The organism is Nostoc sp. 2RC (assembly GCF_014222165.1).
Lineage (GTDB): Bacteria > Cyanobacteriota > Cyanobacteriia > Cyanobacteriales > Nostocaceae > Nostoc > Nostoc linckia.
The window spans coordinates 18623-37438 of record NZ_JACKZU010000028.1; the positions used below are offsets into that span (position 1 = coordinate 18623).

11 protein-coding genes and 1 tRNA gene are annotated in these 18816 nt (G+C 42.4%); 9 read left to right on the forward strand and 3 right to left on the reverse strand.

What is annotated here, in order from left to right:
• Positions 1 to 330: 330 nt before the first annotated feature.
• Entirely contained in the window at positions 331 to 1011 is a 681-nt protein-coding gene (locus GNE10_RS05515) for a Uma2 family endonuclease (protein ID WP_185564011.1), read from the forward strand.
• 238 nt (positions 1012 to 1249) lie between these two features.
• Here the strand turns inward: GNE10_RS05515 and GNE10_RS05520 are convergent, their stop codons facing one another.
• Positions 1250 to 3955, reverse strand: coding sequence for a CBS domain-containing protein (locus tag GNE10_RS05520; RefSeq protein WP_185564017.1), 2706 nt, complete (start codon positions 3953 to 3955; stop codon positions 1250 to 1252).
• Positions 3956 to 4376: 421 nt separating this feature from the next.
• Here GNE10_RS05520 and psbZ point away from each other — a divergent pair, with 421 nt between their 5' ends.
• From psbZ to GNE10_RS05550, 6 genes are all read left to right on the forward strand, one after another.
• Entirely contained in the window at positions 4377 to 4565 is a 189-nt protein-coding gene (gene psbZ / locus GNE10_RS05525) for a photosystem II reaction center protein PsbZ (RefSeq protein ID WP_073640643.1), read from the forward strand.
• Positions 4566 to 4752: 187 nt separating this feature from the next.
• Positions 4753 to 5331 (forward strand): 6,7-dimethyl-8-ribityllumazine synthase, encoded by a 579-nt coding sequence (ribH, locus tag GNE10_RS05530; protein ID WP_185564012.1) that lies wholly within the window; start codon positions 4753 to 4755, stop codon positions 5329 to 5331.
• Between the two features lie 137 nt (positions 5332 to 5468).
• A tRNA-Gly gene (locus tag GNE10_RS05535) sits at positions 5469 to 5540 on the forward strand.
• Positions 5541 to 6186: 646 nt separating this feature from the next.
• Positions 6187 to 6594 (forward strand): hypothetical protein, encoded by a 408-nt coding sequence (locus GNE10_RS05540; RefSeq protein WP_069072751.1) that lies wholly within the window; start codon positions 6187 to 6189, stop codon positions 6592 to 6594.
• A gap of 4 nt (positions 6595 to 6598) precedes the next feature.
• Complete coding sequence (locus tag GNE10_RS05545; RefSeq protein WP_099070315.1) at positions 6599 to 7864, forward strand: glutamate-5-semialdehyde dehydrogenase; 1266 nt, start codon at positions 6599 to 6601, stop codon at positions 7862 to 7864.
• Positions 7865 to 8155: 291 nt separating this feature from the next.
• On the forward strand, positions 8156 to 9718 hold the full coding sequence (locus tag GNE10_RS05550; protein ID WP_397324899.1) for an alkaline phosphatase D family protein: 1563 nt from the start codon (positions 8156 to 8158) through the stop codon (positions 9716 to 9718).
• 223 nt (positions 9719 to 9941) lie between these two features.
• On the opposite strand, the gene GNE10_RS05555 is transcribed toward GNE10_RS05550, so the two are convergent.
• On the reverse strand, positions 9942 to 13811 hold the full coding sequence (locus tag GNE10_RS05555) for a CHAT domain-containing protein (protein WP_185564014.1): 3870 nt from the start codon (positions 13809 to 13811) through the stop codon (positions 9942 to 9944).
• 352 nt (positions 13812 to 14163) lie between these two features.
• Complete coding sequence (locus GNE10_RS05560) at positions 14164 to 14850, reverse strand: hypothetical protein (protein WP_185564018.1); 687 nt, start codon at positions 14848 to 14850, stop codon at positions 14164 to 14166.
• A gap of 318 nt (positions 14851 to 15168) precedes the next feature.
• On the opposite strand from GNE10_RS05560, the gene GNE10_RS05565 reads away from it, so the two are divergent.
• Together GNE10_RS05565 and dnaX are read left to right on the forward strand one after the other, a co-directional pair.
• Positions 15169 to 15315 (forward strand): hypothetical protein, encoded by a 147-nt coding sequence (locus GNE10_RS05565; protein ID WP_180267424.1) that lies wholly within the window; start codon positions 15169 to 15171, stop codon positions 15313 to 15315.
• A gap of 23 nt (positions 15316 to 15338) precedes the next feature.
• A complete protein-coding gene (gene dnaX, locus GNE10_RS05570; protein WP_185564015.1) occupies positions 15339 to 18707 on the forward strand; it encodes a DNA polymerase III subunit gamma/tau in 3369 nt (1122 codons plus the stop codon).
• The last annotated feature ends 109 nt before the right edge of the window (positions 18708 to 18816 follow it).

Consider the following 18816-nt stretch of genomic DNA (forward strand, 5'->3'; position numbering starts at 1 on the left):
TCAGCGTCAAAATTTGTAGTTGGAATAAATTAATCAGCAATAGGCAAAAGTAATAGACGAAAATACTTTTACCTAGTTTATTTTTGTTTACATAATTTGGTTGGATGCTGCTAATTCGTAATTCAAAATTAGTAAAACTCTGAGCTATAGATAAGTAAAGCAATTTGAAAAAATAAACCTATGTGAAGTAATGTAAAAAAGTTGTGCTAAATAGTTCGTAATCAGGACTGAAGTCCTTACTACAAACCTTTAATTATTTACACTGTTCTACTTACCGATGTACAACACTGTTAAAATAAACTTAGAACTAATTGATGCCAGATTGATTCTATGACCATTACTCAAGAATTAGAATCTCAACCAGACATCTCTAAAGATGTAATATTTCCTTCTAGTGATTTATGGAGTGATGAACCTCCCTTGGAAAGTGACCTGCATCTACGACAAATTATCTTACTTTTACAATCCCTTGAATGGCTGTGGCAAGACAGAAATGATTTTTATGCTGCGGGAAATCTAACTATTTACTACAGTCCACACCAAAAAAAATCAGAATACTTTCGCGGCCCAGATTTATTTGTAGTGCTAGGAACAGAACGTAAAGCCCGGAAAAGTTGGGTAGTGTGGGAAGAATATGGCAAATATCCGAATGTTATCTTAGAAATTTTGTCAGAATCAACAGTGAAAACCGACAAAGGTTTAAAAAAAGAAATTTATCAAGATACTTTTCGGACACCGAATTATTTTTGGTTTGACCCATATACATTGGAATTTGCAGGATTTAATTTAGTAGATGCAAAATATCAACCTCTACAAGCAAACGAACAAGGATATTTGTGGAGCGAACAATTAGGTTTATATTTAGGCATTCATCAGCAATTATTACGTTTATTCACAGCTGATGGACAGTTAGTACCGATACCTGAAGAAGTTGCTGCTCAAGCTCAAGAGAAAGTAGAACGTTTGGCAGCTAAATTACGAGAATTAAATATCGATCCAGATACAATTTAAGATGTCACTCATTTAATCTATACGTCTTTTCAGGTAATGTTGACGGTTGATATTTGACCGTTAACATTGAACAAATCTGATGAGTGATTGTGCAATTTATCGGCGTCATAGTTTAATAAAATTTTAGTAAGTACCATTTTTGAATTTTGATGTCTCCTCTTGTTGTAAATATTCTTGGTTAGTATAGTATTTTTTTGATGTTTCAGTTTGCATAATAGCCCCCTGATTACAATATTTATTAGCGGGGATAAGACCTGGCTAAAAATTCCTCTGCTTCTGCTTTATTTTTAATATTTCCATCTAAAGTTGCAGCCAGTAAATCATCTAACATTTGTCGATATTGCACACCTGGTTTATAACCTAATTTTTTTAAATCATTACCATTTAAAATCGGGTTAATGTGAGATAAAACTGTCAAGTAATACCATATCTGTTGCCTGATTATTCGCTGGGTTTGTAAAGCAATTAAAACTAACATTGGTAAGTCATACTGTCGTAGAAATTGAACTACTTGACTAGGACGTTGACAAGCTGGTAGAGATTCTAAAACTTCAGCTTCACCTTGAGCTAAATTTTGCAGGCGTTTAATGCCATCCTCTTGTAATTGGAGATTTTTTGCCACTTTTACCCGATATTGTGGTTCTAAGTGGGCGATTATTGTCTCTAATCGCATTTCCCAGTGAATTAAGCTTTGTTGGGGGTCAAATCGCCGCAAACAGCGTTCTAGCAAGCGTAATTGTCGCAGAAGTAATGCATCTAACTTCAGGGTAGGATGGATACATTGTAATGCCCCCAAGTTATCGAGTAACTGTAAAGCTGATTTCCAGTAAGGGGCTTCTAAGATGTGTTTTAATTCTGTTTTTAGTCGAGTTTGCAGAGCTGGAGTTTTGCTATTCTCTTGAGCAGTGCGATCGTAAACGCCACTGTTGATGGCATAGCGGATAAATTCTTCTGTTTGTGATTCAATTTCAAAGCCGAAGCGCACAGCAAAGCGGACACCGCGATAAATGCGGGTGGGGTCTTCGATAAAGCTGTTAGCGTGTAAAACCCGAATTTGTTTAGCTTGTAAATCTAGTAAACCACCAAAAAAATCGAGCAATTCACCAGCACGGGGGGAAGTCAGCCGCAAAGCTAGGGCGTTAATAGTAAAGTCTCGACGATATAAATCTTGACGAATGGAGCTCGCTTCCACTTCTGGATTTGCTGCTGGATAAGGATAAAATTCTGTTCTGGCGGTGGCAATATCCACCCATAAAGAATCTAATTGTGGGTCTTTGTGCCATAACAAAGCCGCAGTTTGAAAAGCCCCGTGGATTTCCAAACGAGCGGTTGGGTAAAGTTGTTGTAGTGCTTTTGCTAATTCCACACCTGCACCAACATCTGCTGATTTGTGAAAGCCATCAACTACAAGGTCAATATCTTTAATCATCAAGTTACCTGCTGTATTGGCTAACAGCAAGTCCCGCACCGCACCCCCGACAAGATAAAGATGCCAACCTCGTTTTTCTGCCTCTTGGGATGCTGTAGTCAGCAATTTCCACAGTTGGGGAGCTAGAGAAGATGAAACAGAGAGGTTAAGACGCTCTGATGGAAACCGTAAACCAGTATTCACATTTCCGTATTCCTGCGTTCCTGCGCCCTCTTCATGTAATTCGCGCAACACATCAGTACGGGTAACAATACCAACTAATTGCCCATTTTCTAATACTGGCAAGCGCCCGATATCGTAGGTTACCATTAATGCCTCGATTTGTGGCAGTGTAGTATCCGGTGCGATGGTTTTCAGATTCGTGGTCATGTAGCCTTTAACTGGGGCATGGCTAAATCCGTGATGTAGGGCAATATCGAGATCGCGCCGCGAAATAATACCTACTAATTGTTTTTGGTTATCGACTACGGATAAACCAGAGTGTCCATAGCGCAATAGAATACGCTGGGCTTCGGCAATTGTGGTTTCAGGCAGAATGGTGCGGACAGGAGAAGACATCAAGTCTCTGGCAGTGGGAGGGTGAGGAATTTGGGCTTTTAAGCCGTTGAGGATTTGTTGTAGTGTTGCTTGTGAATCTACTCCTCTTAAGTTCAGCGATGCAGCTTGGGAGTGACCGCCACCGCCGAAAATTTGGAATAAGAGATTGAGATTTGTTTTGGGAATTTGCGATCGCCCAATTACTGTCAAGCGTGAATCACCATCACCCAAAGGATATTCATTAGCCAACAAAATAGCATCAATTTCAGTTAATTCCACTAATTCTGAAGCCAGACTCGATAAACCAGGGACAAAAGCATCTGTGTTTAAAGTTACCCAGCCAATTGTATATCCGCGTACACAGAGATATTCTAAATTTTCCAGTGCTTTAGTTAATAGCTGCTGCAATTGCAAGGACAATCCTGGATCGCGATATGTGGAAATTACTGATAAACTAGCACCTTGTTGCATCAACCAGGCTAAAGCTAAAGCATCCCTTGGTGTGGACTGCTCAAAGGTCAAGGAGCCAGTGTCAACATGAATACCCAAAGCCATGACTGTAGCTTCAGCAGAAGTTAGGGAGATTTGCTGTTGTTGCAATTGCTCCACAATCAAAGTAGTCGTAGCCCCCACCGAAGAAATATGCGATCGTGTGGCGGGAATATCTGATTCTTGTCCTAAGTGATGGTCGTAAAGTATAATTTTTTTGATATTAGGTAAATCTAACCATTCAGCAGCTTTACCCAGGCGATCGCGCTGTTGTGTATCCACTACAGTCAAAGACCGAATTTTTTCTGAATTTACCGAACGGCGTTCAATCAGCGGATATTCATCCCGATGCAACGCCAAAAAATCCCGTACCGGAGGGTGAGAGCCGCCAGTCAGCACAATCTTGCTTCCCGGTAGTAAGCGTGTTAGTCCTACCGCTGCTCCTAGTGCGTCAAAATCAGCCGTTGTGTGGCAAAGAATTAAATCCATAGTTAAGGGGTATGGGGCATTGGGCATCGGGCATGGGGCATTGGGCATTAAAAGTCATAACAAATGACCAATGAGTAATAGACTTCTAAAAGAAGTGGGGAAAAGGGTAAGGGGGAAAGGGGAAAGGGCAAATAAAAACCCTTTTCCCTTTAACCTTTCCCCTTTCCCCCCTCTTGCAAAAGTAACTTTTGCAAGAGACTCCATGAGCGGCGCTCACAAGGAACAATTAAAATACCTCTTCCCTGTTCCCCGTTCCCTATTTTTAAGGCAGGTCAAATGACTAATGACTAATGACCAATGACCAATGACCAATGACTAAAGTGTTGTAATTTCTGGTAGCTTAAAAATAAGTAAGAAAGTGTCGGTGTCGCCCTTTAGGATATTCTATCTTTAGTATTTCGCTGTATTGGGAGAAGAAAAAATGACCATAATATTCCAATTTGCTTTGATTGGCCTAGTTTTGTTGTCTTTTGTGTTAGTTGTTGGCGTTCCTGTTGCTTACGCCACTCCCCAAAATTGGGTTGAATCTAAAAAGCTTCTCTGGCTTGGTTCTGGCGTCTGGATTGCTTTGGTACTTTTGGTTGGTTTATTAAACTTTTTTGTCGTCTAGGCAACGGCTTAGCTCTGGCGCAGACACCTAATATAAAAATTAGAGGAGCAGAAAAGCCAAGGTCAAAAGTTAAGGAAAAAAGCAGAAATTTTTTCTAGCTTCCTGATTTTTGACTGTGTTTTCCTGCTCCTCTAGATTTAAATAAGAAATGTATATTGGCCAGAAGTATAGTGATTAAGAGGCAGTCATGGCAGTTTTTGAGGGAACTTTTACTCAAACAGAACCTTTGCGTTTTGCAGTGGTGATTGGTCGATTCAATGACCTGGTCACCGGAAAGCTGCTGGAAGGATGTCAAGATTGCTTGAAGCGCCACGGTGTAGACCCCAACCCCCAGGGAAATCAAGTAGACTACGTTTGGGTGCCGGGAAGTTTTGAAGTGCCTTTAGTAGCTCGCCAACTAGCACTTTCCCACCGTTATGATGCTGTAATTTGTCTGGGGGCAGTGATTCGCGGGCAAACACCCCATTTCGATTACGTATCTGCGGAAGTTTCTAAAGGGATTGCTGCTGCTAGTTTTCAAACTGGAGTGCCGGTGATTTTTGGAATTTTGACCGTAGATACGATGCAGCAAGCCTTAGAACGGGCAGGCATCAAAGGCAATCATGGTTGGGATTACGCCTTAAATGCCCTAGAAATGGCTAGTTTGATGCGACAACTACGTTCTAACTTAACAGAACCATATCCTCGTAATAGTCAGTCTTTGCCACCGTCTTTTCCAAATGCCAGCGTCAGTAATTTAACAGTAGAGTCAGAAGAACTAAGTTAGTGCTTTATGGGGCACTGTTGACTGATGACTGATGACTGTTAACCGTCAACCGTCAACAATCAACAATGCCCAATAATTCAAATTCAAGGCTTGACAATTCAGAATAAATCTGGCATATTAATAAATGACCAATGATTGCGGGTATAGCTCAGTGGTAGAGCGTCACCTTGCCAAGGTGAATGTCGCGCGTTCGAATCGCGTTACCCGCTTAGCAAAAACATATCAAAGAAACTCAATGTCAAAGTTGTTTGTCTTGATTTGTTATTAGCAACCTTTCATTCTACATGTTTGATGAACAAGCAATACAGTTGAGTTTTAACCATCTCCGTGGTACTGTGGTAATAGTGCAAACCGCTATTTGGCGGACTAGAGTAGCCATAGTCAGCAAACTTGTCAAAGCGGAAAACAAAAAGGGACTTTCAAAGAATAAATTAACCAATTTATTTAGGTATATAGTTTTTTCTCTCCCCTGCTCCCTGCTCCCCTGCCTACAATGATTGGTGTTTTGGCAATTGCCCCTCTGGAAACCCTTGTTAATTGCAAGGAGTAAGAATTGGGAGCGATGGCAATCTAAACTTGATAACTGCATACTAATATACAATTATCCCAAGGAAAATGAAGGTTAATTGTTAGGATGTTGTTTATCAGCGTAGCCTTGCCAAACGATTTGTTTTAGGAGTGGTAGCTACGTAGGCTTAAAATCGTACCAGGTGTGTCAGCACAATGCGATTATGGCAACGTTTGTTTTGCTTGCCAACTTATATAAAGTATAAAGAGAGAAGCCCTCAAGGCATTTACCACGGGATAATAATTCCCAGCATTTATGAAAAACACGCTCAAGTTATTAGAACGCTTGTGCAATCTCAAAAACCAGAAAAAATAGACTTCAATACCGAATACCCCTGTCCTTGTCGTCGGCGGGGTCAGTTAATTCCGATTACGTTGACAGAAGCATTTGGTTGCGATCGCTGTCAGCAAATCTTTGTAGTGGAAGATAATGGCCATGTCCTAGAACAGCTTTCTACCACCTATCCTTACAAGCGAGCTTGGCGTTGGATGGGAAATAGTTGGCATGTTGTCCATCCTCGTTTGGGAGAAAGCTATCTGCCTATAGCACTTGGCATTATTTTCGTGCTAGTGATTATATGGCTGCCATTAGCACTGCGATTGGCAAATAGTTCCAGCATTATTGCTTGGGCAATGGTGGCGGTGCTGTTGGCTATCCTGCCAGCACTAATGGTCTGGCTTACTTACAGACGTTAACTCAATGACTGTTGAAGTTTTAGACGAACGCCCCGAACCCATTAGTATTGCTCAACGAGCGTACCAAGCTTCCCTAAAATTGGGAATCACCAAGGGAGCAGACCGCAGCCGCGCGGTATTGGCTATGGCACGGGCGCTTGAGCGCTCATTTGATGACATTCTGGAAGCCAATACCTTGGATTTAGAAGCCAGTCGGGAAATGGCAGTGCCAGAGTTGATATTAGACTGGCTGAAGCTGACTCCCACAAGACTAGAGACCACCGTGGATATTTTACAACGGTTGGGCGAACTATCAGATCCGCTGCGGCGCGTCAGGAATGCTGATTACCAATTGGAGGATTCCCAAAGCTATTCCCAGTTAATGCCATTAGGAGTAATTGGGTTTATTTATGAAGCATTTCCTGATTTAGGAGCCATCGCAGCCGGTTTTTGTATTAAAACAGGCAATAGCATCATTCTCAAAGGCAGTACTGAAGCCAGCCATTCTAACGCGGCCATTGCTTCAGTATTGCAAACTGCGATCGCCGAAGTTGGTTTACCACTAGGTTGCCTAGAATTGATCACAGCCGAACATGGCGCTTCAATTCGGGATTTAATCACCCAAGACGAGTACGTCAATTTAGTCATTCCTTACGGACGTTCTAGCTTGGTGCAGCAAGTAGTACGACAGTCTACTTGCCCAGTTTTAAAATCAGCAATGGGCAATTCCTATCTCTACTGGTCGCTAAATGCCAGCTTAGAAATGGTGCGCTGGATGATTCTTGATAGCCATCAGAGCGAACCAGATCCAGTCAATGCCATTGAAAAAGTGCTGATTCATCGTCAAGCCTTGCCATCATCCTTAGCAGTTCTATGGAACAGCTTAATTGAAAAAGGCTTTGAAATTAAAGGCGATGCAGAACTAGTAGAAGCCTTTCCCCAGTTGCAATTAGTGAAGGAAAGCGAATGGGCAAATCCTTATTTAACTAGAACAGTAGCTTTTAAACTGGTGGATAGCTTAGAAGCTGCCATCGCTTGGATTAATCAATACAGCAGCGGTCATGCCGACTGCATTGTGACTGAATCCTACCAGGAAAGTCGGCAGTTTGCCTTAGGAGTTAACAGCGCCTCCACCTACATCAACACTTCGCCACGTTTTTCTCGCAACCCCTCACGAGGAGATTCAGTATTTCTCGGCATGTCTAACCAAAAAGGTCATCGTCGGGGATTTATCAGCTTAGAAACCTTAACCACCGTTAAGCATATTGTTCAGGGGAATGGCAGGTTTTAAAAAGGGGAAAGGGTAAAGGGTAAAGGGGAAAGGGTAAAGGGATAAATTTAACCTTTCCCCCTTACCCCTTTCCCTAGAAAGCCCAATGCCCGATGCCCGATGCCCCAATCGAATTTTAAACTTAACATAATCTTAATTTCCACTTGATCCTGGGTTGGTAGGTTTCTTGTGTTTGGTTGAGCAATTAGTGGGAGAAAAGTCAAATCAAGTTATTGCTTGTATTTTTGGCACATCGACTCCACTAAGTTCGCCAACTGTATCTAGATCTGGGTAAAGGTGGATATGGATTTTATGGATTGTAATGCCCTGCTGGCAAATCGGTGCAGGCGGCGGAATTTTTTGCTGGGTGCAGGATTATTAACGGGGTTGACAGTAGCTAGCCAATGGCATCCGGTACTCGCTAATTCCAGGTTTTCTGGCTATCCGTTCAGTCTTGGTGTGGCTTCTGGCGATCCTTTACCGGATGGGGTTGTAATCTGGACGAGACTGGCTCCCGATCCTCTCAATGGAGGTGGAATGCCACTCGTAAATGTTCCAGTACGGTGGCAAGTTGCCCTTGATGAAAAGATGACAAAGGTGGTGCGTAGAGGAACAGTGCTAGCTACACCAGAGTTAGCACACTCAGTACGCGTTGATGTCCGTGGACTAGACCCTGACCGTTGGTACTGGTATCAATTTCAAGCGGGTAGAGAAGTTAGCCCCGTTGGGCGGACTCGTACAGCAGCAGCATCTTACAGCTATATCTCAAAACTAAATTTTGCTTTTGTGTCTTGCCAAGACTGGCAAAATGGCTACTATACAGCTTATCGGTATTTGGCTGAGGAAAACCTCGACCTTGTGGTTCATCTCGGTGATTATATTTACGAATACGGGCCACAACCAGGGGGGCCGCGGCAGCATAATAGCCCGGAAATCGTTACTCTTGAAGACTACCGCAATCGCCACGCCTTGTATAAAACAGACCCGAATCTCCAAGCTGCTCATGCTGCTTTTCCCTGGATTGTTACTTGGGATGACCATGAAGTTGATAACAACTACGCCAATTTAATTCCTGAGGATAACCAAACCCAAGAGGCTTTTGAGAAACGGCGAGCCAATGCTTACCAGGCTTATTACGAACACATGCCGCTACGTGAATCTTCTCTACCCAAGAAGGCAAATTTGCTGCTTTATCGGCGGTTTACCTTCGGTAATTTAGTGGAGTTCAACGTCCTAGACACCAGACAATATCGCACTGACCAACCTTGTGATGATGGACTCAAGCCACGTTGTCCCCAAGCTTTTGATACCAATGCGACGATGACTGGCTCAGAACAAGAACAGTGGTTATTCAAAGGCTTAGACAAATCGCGATCGCGTTGGAATGCGATCGCTCAACAAACCATGTTAGCTGAGTACAATTTTAATAGTAATCCCGGCCCCGGTGTGTTCAATGTAGACCAGTGGGACGGCTACGTAGCTGCACGTAATCGACTTTTAAATTTCCTTAACCAGCGCAAACCCTCTAATCCAGTGGTAATTACTGGGGATATCCATTCTAGTTGGGTACACGACCTAAAGCTTGATTTTAGTAACCCAAAATCACCAACGGTAGGCACTGAATTTGTAGGAACCTCAGTTACCTCTGACTTTCCCACCAGCTTCATCGCTCCAGTTAAAGCTTCCCTACCGAATAATCCTCATACTAAGTTCTTTGATGGTGCTTTCCGGGGATATGTCCGCTGTCAGCTTACCCCACAAACTTGGCAAAGTGACTACCGAGTTGTATCCAGTATTGTTGATTTGAATGCCTCCGTCAAAACCCTAGCTTCCTTTGTAGTCCAAAACGGACTACCAGGAGCGTATTCAAGTTAATAAAACAGAATTCAGGAGTCAGAATCCAGAATTCAGAATTCAGGAGTCAGAATTCAGAATTCAGGAATCAGAATACTCCAATGATGAAGCAATAGAGTTTTAACAAGGAAGAATATTTCAATTTTGATGCAACCACAATTCGGCTTTCTTTTAAACCAATATTCATTCCCTAAGGTGACTCTAATTCATTCTGAATTCTGAATTCTGAGTTCTGAATTCTTCTTCAATTTGGCTTCCCTGTAATAGTGAATGCTGCCCAATAGTAAGGATGATTATACAGTTTTTTATCTGATGCCATTTTGCTGTTTCTATATAATTGTGTTGCTAAATAAGCTCTAATTCTTACTTCTTCTGGATGCAAGTTGTTGAGTATATCTTCATACCATTTTGTTAGTTCTCCAGCTGTTAGCTCTTTGAGCCACAGTGTTGCTTCAGCTAAGGCTACAACTGCTGATTTATCTGGCTGTAATCTTCGGTAAAATTCTATGATCGCTAAGGCACTCGCTGAAGATTCTACAGTCCAAAGAGTACTTACTACGTGAGGAACGCCCTGATTCAAAAAACCGTTGACCAAACTTACATATTCGCTGGTGGTAATGAAGATACTGGTGGTGGCATTTTCACAGGCAGAGAGAGTCACAAGGTGATAACTTGCGAGATTGTGTTGAAAAATTTCTTCTAATGTCAGTTTATCTTCACCTGCTAATGCTAATTCTGATTTTTTTGGTTCGCTTAAATTATTCGTGGCATAACCAGTAAAATGAAAAATATTGTACTTATCAAATAATGCATTTTCCACAATATCTTTGGTTGCTTGTGCGCCCTGAATTCGCTGGTTGTTAACAAATATTTCGTTGATAATTTCAGATTCTAATTTGGCAAATTTTAGTCCGGGATAACCTGTACTTTCAGGATATTCGACACTGAGTAATAGCTGATTTTGCCAAGGCGAGATATCTTGATTTTTAATTGATAAACCTATTTGGGCACTAGGCAAATAAGTGACGGTGAAATTTGGCTCGATATTTGGTAAATTTTCCTCAGATGGAGAAGAAATATGAAAAAGGGTATGAATGGGCAATCTATATAAATCGCGGTGAGGAATTAAAATTAGTTGGGTGATGCCTTCCAATTCTTGAGCGATTGTGGAAATATTCAAAATTTCATAAAGCTGGAACAGCTTTTGCTCCATATCCACCCGCCAAGGATGCTGAGTTTTACTTTCTTTATCTTGGGCTGTGGTGCGATATTGTTGGTATTGTTGATGCCAATCTTCAAGCCAATTTTCAAATTCAATCAAGCGTCGCACTGCTTCGGGTAGAGGCAATTCATTGAGACGAATGGTTTCTTCTCCTGAAGCGATCGCTCCGATATCTTGAATTGGTGTAAATAGTAGAATCGGTGATGGCGCTTGGTCTTTGAGAATGAAAGTTTGTAAGGCTACTGGACTAATATGCCAGTAAATAATTGCTGTTGTGGGATTAAATAGTTCTTGAATTGCACCATAATAAGGCGAATAAATATTATCATTCCAGTTGAAAAGCAACCAATTTAAACAAGCATTTTTGCCCTGCTCGGCAATTTCCCAGGCTTCTACTACATCACCGTAATCTACGGCTAAATCCACTGCTAATTGCTCGAAGCCGACAAATTTCAAAGCCAACTGTTTTTTACTTTCTTCTGAACGAGTTTCTTCATTGAGTAATTGTTGCAATAAATCTCTGCCTCGTTGCAGTAATTCTTGAAGTTGTGTTGTTTGTCCCAAACCCATCAGCACTTTACTTAGAGATTGCAAAACTTCTAAATGCAACAGGGGAAAATATTCTAAGGTGAGAGTCAAAAGCGCTTGATGGTACTCAAATGCAGCTTTCCGCCAATAATCACGGGGATTAGGCTGTTTTTTACCGTGGTCGTAATAAGTATTACCGATGGCTACATGCAATCTACCCCAACCTTCTGGGTGAGTGTCTGTACGCAGATGCTTTAACCCTTCTTCGTAGGTGGCTAATTTACCTTCGTAGCCTACCTGTTGTAAGGCGGGGTTTGTTGCAGTGATAGTACTCGACAAATTCCGCAATAAATCGGCATCCGTTAAACTACCGACGGCGGTTCCCCTACCAATCCAAGCTTCCCAGTAATCTTGTTTGATTTGCAAAGCGTTGTCATAACAAACGATCGCTTCGGTAAATTGTTCTAAATAAAACAATGCTACTGCTTGATTATACCAGGCTAAGTGGAAGTCTGGTTTAATGGCGATCGCTCGGCGGTAGGAAGTGATGGCTTCTTGGCGGCGTCCTAAGTTATCTAAGGCTACACCCCGGTTGTACCAAGCTAAATAAAAGTCGGCTTGAACTGAAAGTGCTTTGTCCCAAGAAGCAATGGCATCTGACCATCGTCCTAAGTTAAACAACACTACACCCCTGTCTATCCACACTTCGTGGTAGTCTGGGTCAATTTCTAGCGCCTTATCGTAAGATGCAATGGCTTCTGCAAATTGTTCGCCTACAGCTAGTGCTATGCCTCGGTGATACCAATTTTCTTGGTCTTGTGGTTCCAAATCTAGGGCTTGGTCATAACTAGAAATTGCTTCCCGTAGCCAGCCTAACTTTAGCAGCGCTAAACCTTTACTAGACCAAGCCTCTTGGTAGTCTGGCCTAATTTCTAAAGCTTTATCAAAGGAAGCGATGGCTTCTTCAAAGTATCCCAATTCTCCCAGAGTTCCACCCCGGTAATACCAAGCTTTGTAAAAGTCGGGCTTGAGTTGAATGGCTGTTTCATAAGCAGCGATCGCTTCTTCAAAACGCTCTAGGTGAAACAGCGTTAAACCACGATTAAACCAATATTCCCAAAATTCCGGTTGTAGTTCAATGGCTTGGTCATAAGATGCGATAGCACCTAATAAATCTCCTGTTTTCGCTTGGCTAAGACCTTGATAAAACCAAGCTTGAGCTTGGTTAACAGGATCGTTGCCATAGCGCTCAATAATACTTGAAGAATTGCTAGTTTGAACTGCCAAATTAGAAGCAAGTTGCTGTACTAAATTGCTACTTTGATCCAAGCGCACCCACAATTCATCTAAAGTGTTAGCTACATTTGGCTCTAAATTCGCTAAAGTGCTATCCCAGTTTTGTTCTGAGCCGGTTGTTGCTAATTCAGTCCTTTGCCTTGCAGGAAGCAAATTGGCTTTTATTTGAGTTTGAGTATCTTCCTCTTCATAGTCCCATCTCAGCTCGGTTAATGTGGCGATCGAATCTTTCGCTGGCGGGAGAGGAAGATTTTCAGAGATTGTGCTTTGGGTATCTCCTGCTGGATACTCCAATATCACTTCCTCGAAATCCTCAATTGATTGTTCTTCAATAAAGGCATTTTCGGGTACTGGCGTGACTGTTTGCGTATCCGGTTCATCATACTCCCATAACTCTTCGCCTAAATTACGGATTAAGTCATGTCCTGGCGAAGTTACGAGAATTTCTTCATCGGTTGTAGTTTCTGTGACATCTGGCTCGTCATACTCCCATAACTGTTCCCCTAAGTCGCGGATCAGTTCTTGTCCTGGGGTAGTTTGTGCGACATCTGGCTCATCATACTCCCATAACTGTTCCCCTAAGTCGCGGATCAGTTCTTGGCCTGGAGTCAATTCCACTAGATTTTCTGCCTGATTGTCTTCATCCTCTATTTGTGTTTCTATTTCTGTGGGTAAGTTTTGCATCAACCGTATGCCAATTTCATAGGCAACATCTCCAATTCTGCCGATACCAAGTTCTCGCAGCTGCACCATCTGTATTGCTAACTGCGGATTTGGTGTGGGTGAGGCTACTAAGCTTTCGCCAAACGTCACCAACCAATCTACCCAGCGTTCAGGCGGAATACGATTTTCGATTCGTTGCAGATACCTCAATGCCCATTGGCGTCCTCGTCCTTGATGTACGCCTTCTAGCAATTGGATAAACAATTGTTCTAAATCCGCATCGGTTAGTTCTGGTAGAATCTCCACCAGATTGTGTCCTCTTGCACCTTTGATAGAACGAGTCTGCTTAGTTGCAATGAGGCGTTTTAAAAACCTTTTAAGCGATTGGGATATCCGCCTGAGCATCTGCCACACTCTTGGATTTTGTTTTTCTAGATTGTAGCCATCGTTGTGTTAAAAAAGTCATGAATTACGTGAAAACCCATTATATCCGTACAGTGTTTCTGTGGCAGGCTAGCAAAAAATACACAAAAGGTCAAGATGACAGCATTATAAGGCCAGCAATTTGAGATTTGAGATCATTTCAATACTCCTACACACAAGCAAACTAAATGCCCTGTCACGGCCGGAAAAATACCAAAAATTTAGCTACCTTCTTGCCCCTTGCCTTAAAAGCAATCCCTAACACCAGAAAGGACGGGATTGATTACCTTTGCCCATTGCCTATTCCCTATTGCCTACCCAAAGGGCTTAGCGATTAATTTTCTGTTTGCTCTGTAGTCGATTGACCATCAGAATATAATTGACTGATTAATGCCTGTACTAGGACTTGTGGGTCATCGGTCTCAACAGCCAGCTGCTGGGCAATCTGATGGCGTAAATTTTCATCATGCTGCAACATCACAAATAGTTCTTCTAGGGTGACAGTTTGATATTCTCCCTCTGGTAAATTTTCTTCTTCATTTAATTCCTGGGATGCTGGGGTGATTGGTTGAGATGGCAAAGTAGTAATCGCAGCATCCGGCCCTTCATATTCCCAAACTGGTTCGCCTTGATTGCGTTTTAATAACTGCATCCCGATATTATGGGCAACATCTGTAATTTCGCCAATGCCTAAATCACCGAATTGCACCAACCGCGCAGCCATTTCATTATTAGGTGTTGGTGATGCTAGTAACCTGTCACCAAAGCGTTTCAACCATTCGATCCAGCGTTCAGTTGTGACGCGATGTTCAATATTATGTAGCCACTTGCGTGCCCAAGCTTCACCTCGTGCTTGATTTACTCCTTGCAACAGTTCGTTGAAAAGAAATTCCAGATCCGTATCAGTTAGAGGTGGTGCTTGTTGTTTTTGCACATTCCCCCTAGCTTTTGAGGCAGTTTGTTTTCTACCAAATAAGCTCTGAAAAAGCTTTTTGAGCCATTGAACTAGCCGCTTGAGCATCTGTTGCACCATTGAGTGTTGTTTATCCTTAAGATTGTAGCGATCGCATCGCGCTATGGCGTTAGTTCGTCAAGAAAATTCGGGATTGGGCAAACAGCGTATGGGGCATACTAAGAGGACAAGGGGAAAGGGAAAGGGGTAAGGGGAAAAGGGAAAGATTAAATTTATTCCTTTTCCCTTTTCCCGGTTGGTGAGCTTGTCGAACCATTAACCTTTTCCCCTGAGCAATGACCAATGACCAATGACTAATTTAGAACAAATGTACTAAATGGTATGCTATAATTCGGATGCATCGATGGTGAAATCATAGTAAAAAATATGTTCTCTTGGCTTGCTTTTCTTGGTGCTAAAGTTTACGGATTAAATTTAGTGCAATTGGTATGGGTACATCGACAAACAAAGCAGGTACCAGAGATTAAAATAATTGAATCCCAAATTCGACTCGGTGCTATTAATCAACGTTAAAAGGCATTGAAGTCTATATTTCCATGTCTTACGAACCCCTGCACCACAAGTATCGCCCCAAGAGTTTTGCTCAATTGGTAGGCCAAGAGGCGATCGCCACTACTCTCACAAATGCGATCGGTACATCCAAAATCGCCCCCGCCTATTTATTCACTGGGCCTAGAGGTACGGGGAAAACTTCCAGTGCCAGAATTCTTGCTAAGTCTCTAAATTGTCTCAAAAGTGACAAGCCCACCGCCGAACCATGCGGCGTCTGTGATGTTTGCCAGGGAATCACTAAAGGCTATTCTCTAGACGTAATTGAAATTGATGCTGCTAGTAATACTGGTGTCGATAATATCCGCGAGCTGATTGAAAAAGCTCAGTTTGCTCCCGTACAGTGCCGCTACAAAGTTTATGTGATTGATGAATGCTTAACTGGAGATTCTCTAGTCTTGACTGATGAGGGACTTAACAGAATTGACGATCCTAAAATTAAAGACAAGAAAGTACTCAGTTACAACGACTCATTAGGCAAGTGGGAATTTAAGAAAGTTATCAGATGGTTAAATCGAGGAGAACGGCAAACTCTGGTTATTAAGACAACTAATCGAGAAATTAGATGTACGGGTAATCATTTAATCAGGACAATCCAGGGATGGATACCAGCAAAGGACGTAAAAGAAGGAGTGAAGATACTATCCCCTGTGAATGTGGATGTGGCATCCTCATTTACAAATTTGGTATCGATGGGCGCACCCGAAGATTCGTTAGAGGGCATCAGTTTAAAGGCAACACATTTGGGCAAAAATCATACGACCCACAATCTATTCTTGAACAAGCGGAATTACTCCGGCCTTTGTGTGCCTGCGGATGTGGCGAAAAACTTGATATCCCTACATTTTTGCAAAAAAAAGGCTACGGAATTATCAGCATCCAGTCTCGCTGGCAAAAACATCCATATAAAAAAGGACACGGAACTTGGGAACTTAGAACCGAAAAGTTTCTTGCCGATGCAGCAGTTATACAACCAAGTGCAGTTGGGCTTATCTACGGAACCTTACTTGGGGATTGCTCTATCAGTTATCCCAATAAGTACAGTAGATTTCCTAGATTGTGCTGGACACACTCAGAAAATCAGCAAGAATGGTTGGAATACAAAGCATACCGCCTTCAAGAACTGCGCCCAAAGCTACGAATTGCACCTAACAAAGGATACGGGAATATCTCAGTTACCTGTAACACAGCTTGTCATCCCCAACTCAAAGATGTCTTTGAAAACATCAAACCAAATGGGGATAAAAAACTCGTCTCTATGGACTGGCTTACCCAAATTACCCCAGAAGGACTTGCTTGGTGGTACATGGATGATGGCTCACTTAGCCTCAGTCCAGCAGGAAGTCCACAAATTCAATTGCACACAGAAGGATTCTCTGGGGTGGAAAATCAACTCATTGCCACTTGGCTCACAGCAATGGGATATTCAGCCGCAGCAAAGTTTTACACCAGAAGTAGTACAACAAAAACATACTACTACATACACATGGGTGCAAGCACCAGTAGAAAATGGCTCGCAGACCTTAAACAATATTCCATCCCATCAATGGATTACAAGTTTGGAAACAGTCGAATCTGTTCGCCTCGCTGGGTTTGAGCGAGTTTACGACATTGAAGTAGCAGATAATCATAACTTTGTGGCAAATGGACTTTTGGTGCATAATTGCCACATGCTAAGTAACCAGGCATTCAACGCATTATTAAAAACACTTGAAGAACCGCCAAAACACGTAGTTTTTGTTTTAGCAACAACAGACCCGCAAAGGGTGTTACCGACAATTATTTCACGTTGTCAGCGGTTCGATTTTAGACGTATTCAGCTAGAAGCGATGGTTAAGCATTTAAGTGACATCGCCTTTAAAGAAAACATTAATATTTCACTCGATGCTGTAACTTTGGTAGCCCAACTTTCTCAAGGAGGGTTACGAGATGCCGAAAGTTTGCTCGACCAATTGGCTTTATTACCAGGTGAAGTGACACCAGATAAAGTTTGGGATTTGGTGGGGACGGTAAGCGAACAAGACTTATTAAAGCTATTAAATGCCATTGCTCAGGACAAACCAGAAGCAGTTCTCGACTATACGCACCACATTTTAGATCGCGGTCGAGAACCGTTGACTGTTCTGCAAAATCTCGCTGCTTTTTACCGCGATTTACTAATTGCCAAAACAGCACCCAATCGCCACGATTTAGTTGCTTGTACTCAGCAAACTTGGAAAGCGCTGGTGGAGTTTGCCCAAAACTGGCACACAACTACGATTTTGACAGGACAAAAACACCTGCGAGAAGCTGAAGTGCAAATCAAAAACAGTACCCAGCCGCGTTTGTGGTTGGAGGTAACATTATTAGGATTGTTACCAAGTGCAACAAATATTCAGCCACAAGCCCCAAATGTAGCACCTGCTGTATCTTACAAGTATCCTTCAGCAATTGTCACATCATCAACCCCAAATAATGGGCAAACAAATCATAATTCTGGAAATCATCATCAACCAGCTGTCCAAAATCAGGCTGTCACATCATCAACCCCAAATAATGGGCAAACAAATCATAATTCTGGAAATCATCATCAACCAGCTGTCCAAAATCAGGCTGTCACATCATCAACCCCAGATAATGGGCAAATAAATCACAATTCTGCTACTAACTCGGTTTCATTACCAACGCCAGAAACCCCAGCGTCTGCAAAAAATCAACCAGCTCACTCAGAAGTTGTTGAAACGCCGCAATACGACTTAACTCAAGTTTGGCAACAAGTACTCGCTAACTTTCAACCAATCTCAAGGCGAGAACTGCTACGTCAAATGTGTCAACTCATCGAATTCGATGGCACAGTGGCTTATATTGCCATCAAACAGGCATGGTTTGAAAAAGTTAAATCCGATCTACCCGTAATTGTCGTAGCTTTCCAGCAGACTTTCCAACGCGAAATTAAAGTAAATCTGGAAAAAGCAACTTCATTAAACTCTAATCCAGGGAAAAAAGCCCCTGTACGGCAAGATTCTACTCGCCCTCAGCAACCACCTACTCCCATTTCCAATGGGCAAATTCCGCCTCCAGCACCAGTACCACAGCTAGTTACTCCACAACCAGCACCAACACCACCAGTAAAAACCGAGTCAGCATCCAGGAACGGCAATGGACACGTGAATGGAAATGGTGTAAAATCCATGCCTCCACCACCAACCCAAACACCTCCACCTAATTGGGAACCGGATGAAGTGGCGATCGCCGCTCAACGTTTAGCAGAATTTTTCAACGGTCAGATTATCCGCTTTACAGATGATTCCCCAGAATTTTCTGATTCGATGGCTACACCTGAATGGGTAGAAGAATCGGAAGTTGATGATGAATGAATTGGGTGTGGGGCAAACAGGGTATGGGGAAAGGGAAAGGGGTAAGGGGAAAAGGGGAAAAATTAAATTTATTCCTTTTCCCTTTAACCTTTAACCTTTTCCCCTGCTC

Coding starts and splice junctions, on each gene's coding strand:
- GNE10_RS05515 (WP_185564011.1), top strand. CDS start 331: ATGACCATTACTCAAGAATTAGAATCTCAACCAGACATCTCTAAAGAT.
- GNE10_RS05520 (WP_185564017.1), bottom strand. CDS start 3,955: ATGGATTTAATTCTTTGCCACACAACGGCTGATTTTGACGCACTAGGA.
- psbZ (WP_073640643.1), top strand. CDS start 4,377: ATGACCATAATATTCCAATTTGCTTTGATTGGCCTAGTTTTGTTGTCT.
- ribH (WP_185564012.1), top strand. CDS start 4,753: ATGGCAGTTTTTGAGGGAACTTTTACTCAAACAGAACCTTTGCGTTTT.
- GNE10_RS05545 (WP_099070315.1), top strand. CDS start 6,599: ATGACTGTTGAAGTTTTAGACGAACGCCCCGAACCCATTAGTATTGCT.
- GNE10_RS05550 (WP_397324899.1), top strand. CDS start 8,156: ATGGATTGTAATGCCCTGCTGGCAAATCGGTGCAGGCGGCGGAATTTT.
- GNE10_RS05555 (WP_185564014.1), bottom strand. CDS start 13,811: ATGCTCAGGCGGATATCCCAATCGCTTAAAAGGTTTTTAAAACGCCTC.
- GNE10_RS05560 (WP_185564018.1), bottom strand. CDS start 14,850: ATGCTCAAGCGGCTAGTTCAATGGCTCAAAAAGCTTTTTCAGAGCTTA.
- GNE10_RS05565 (WP_180267424.1), top strand. CDS start 15,169: ATGTTCTCTTGGCTTGCTTTTCTTGGTGCTAAAGTTTACGGATTAAAT.
- dnaX (WP_185564015.1), top strand. CDS start 15,339: ATGTCTTACGAACCCCTGCACCACAAGTATCGCCCCAAGAGTTTTGCT.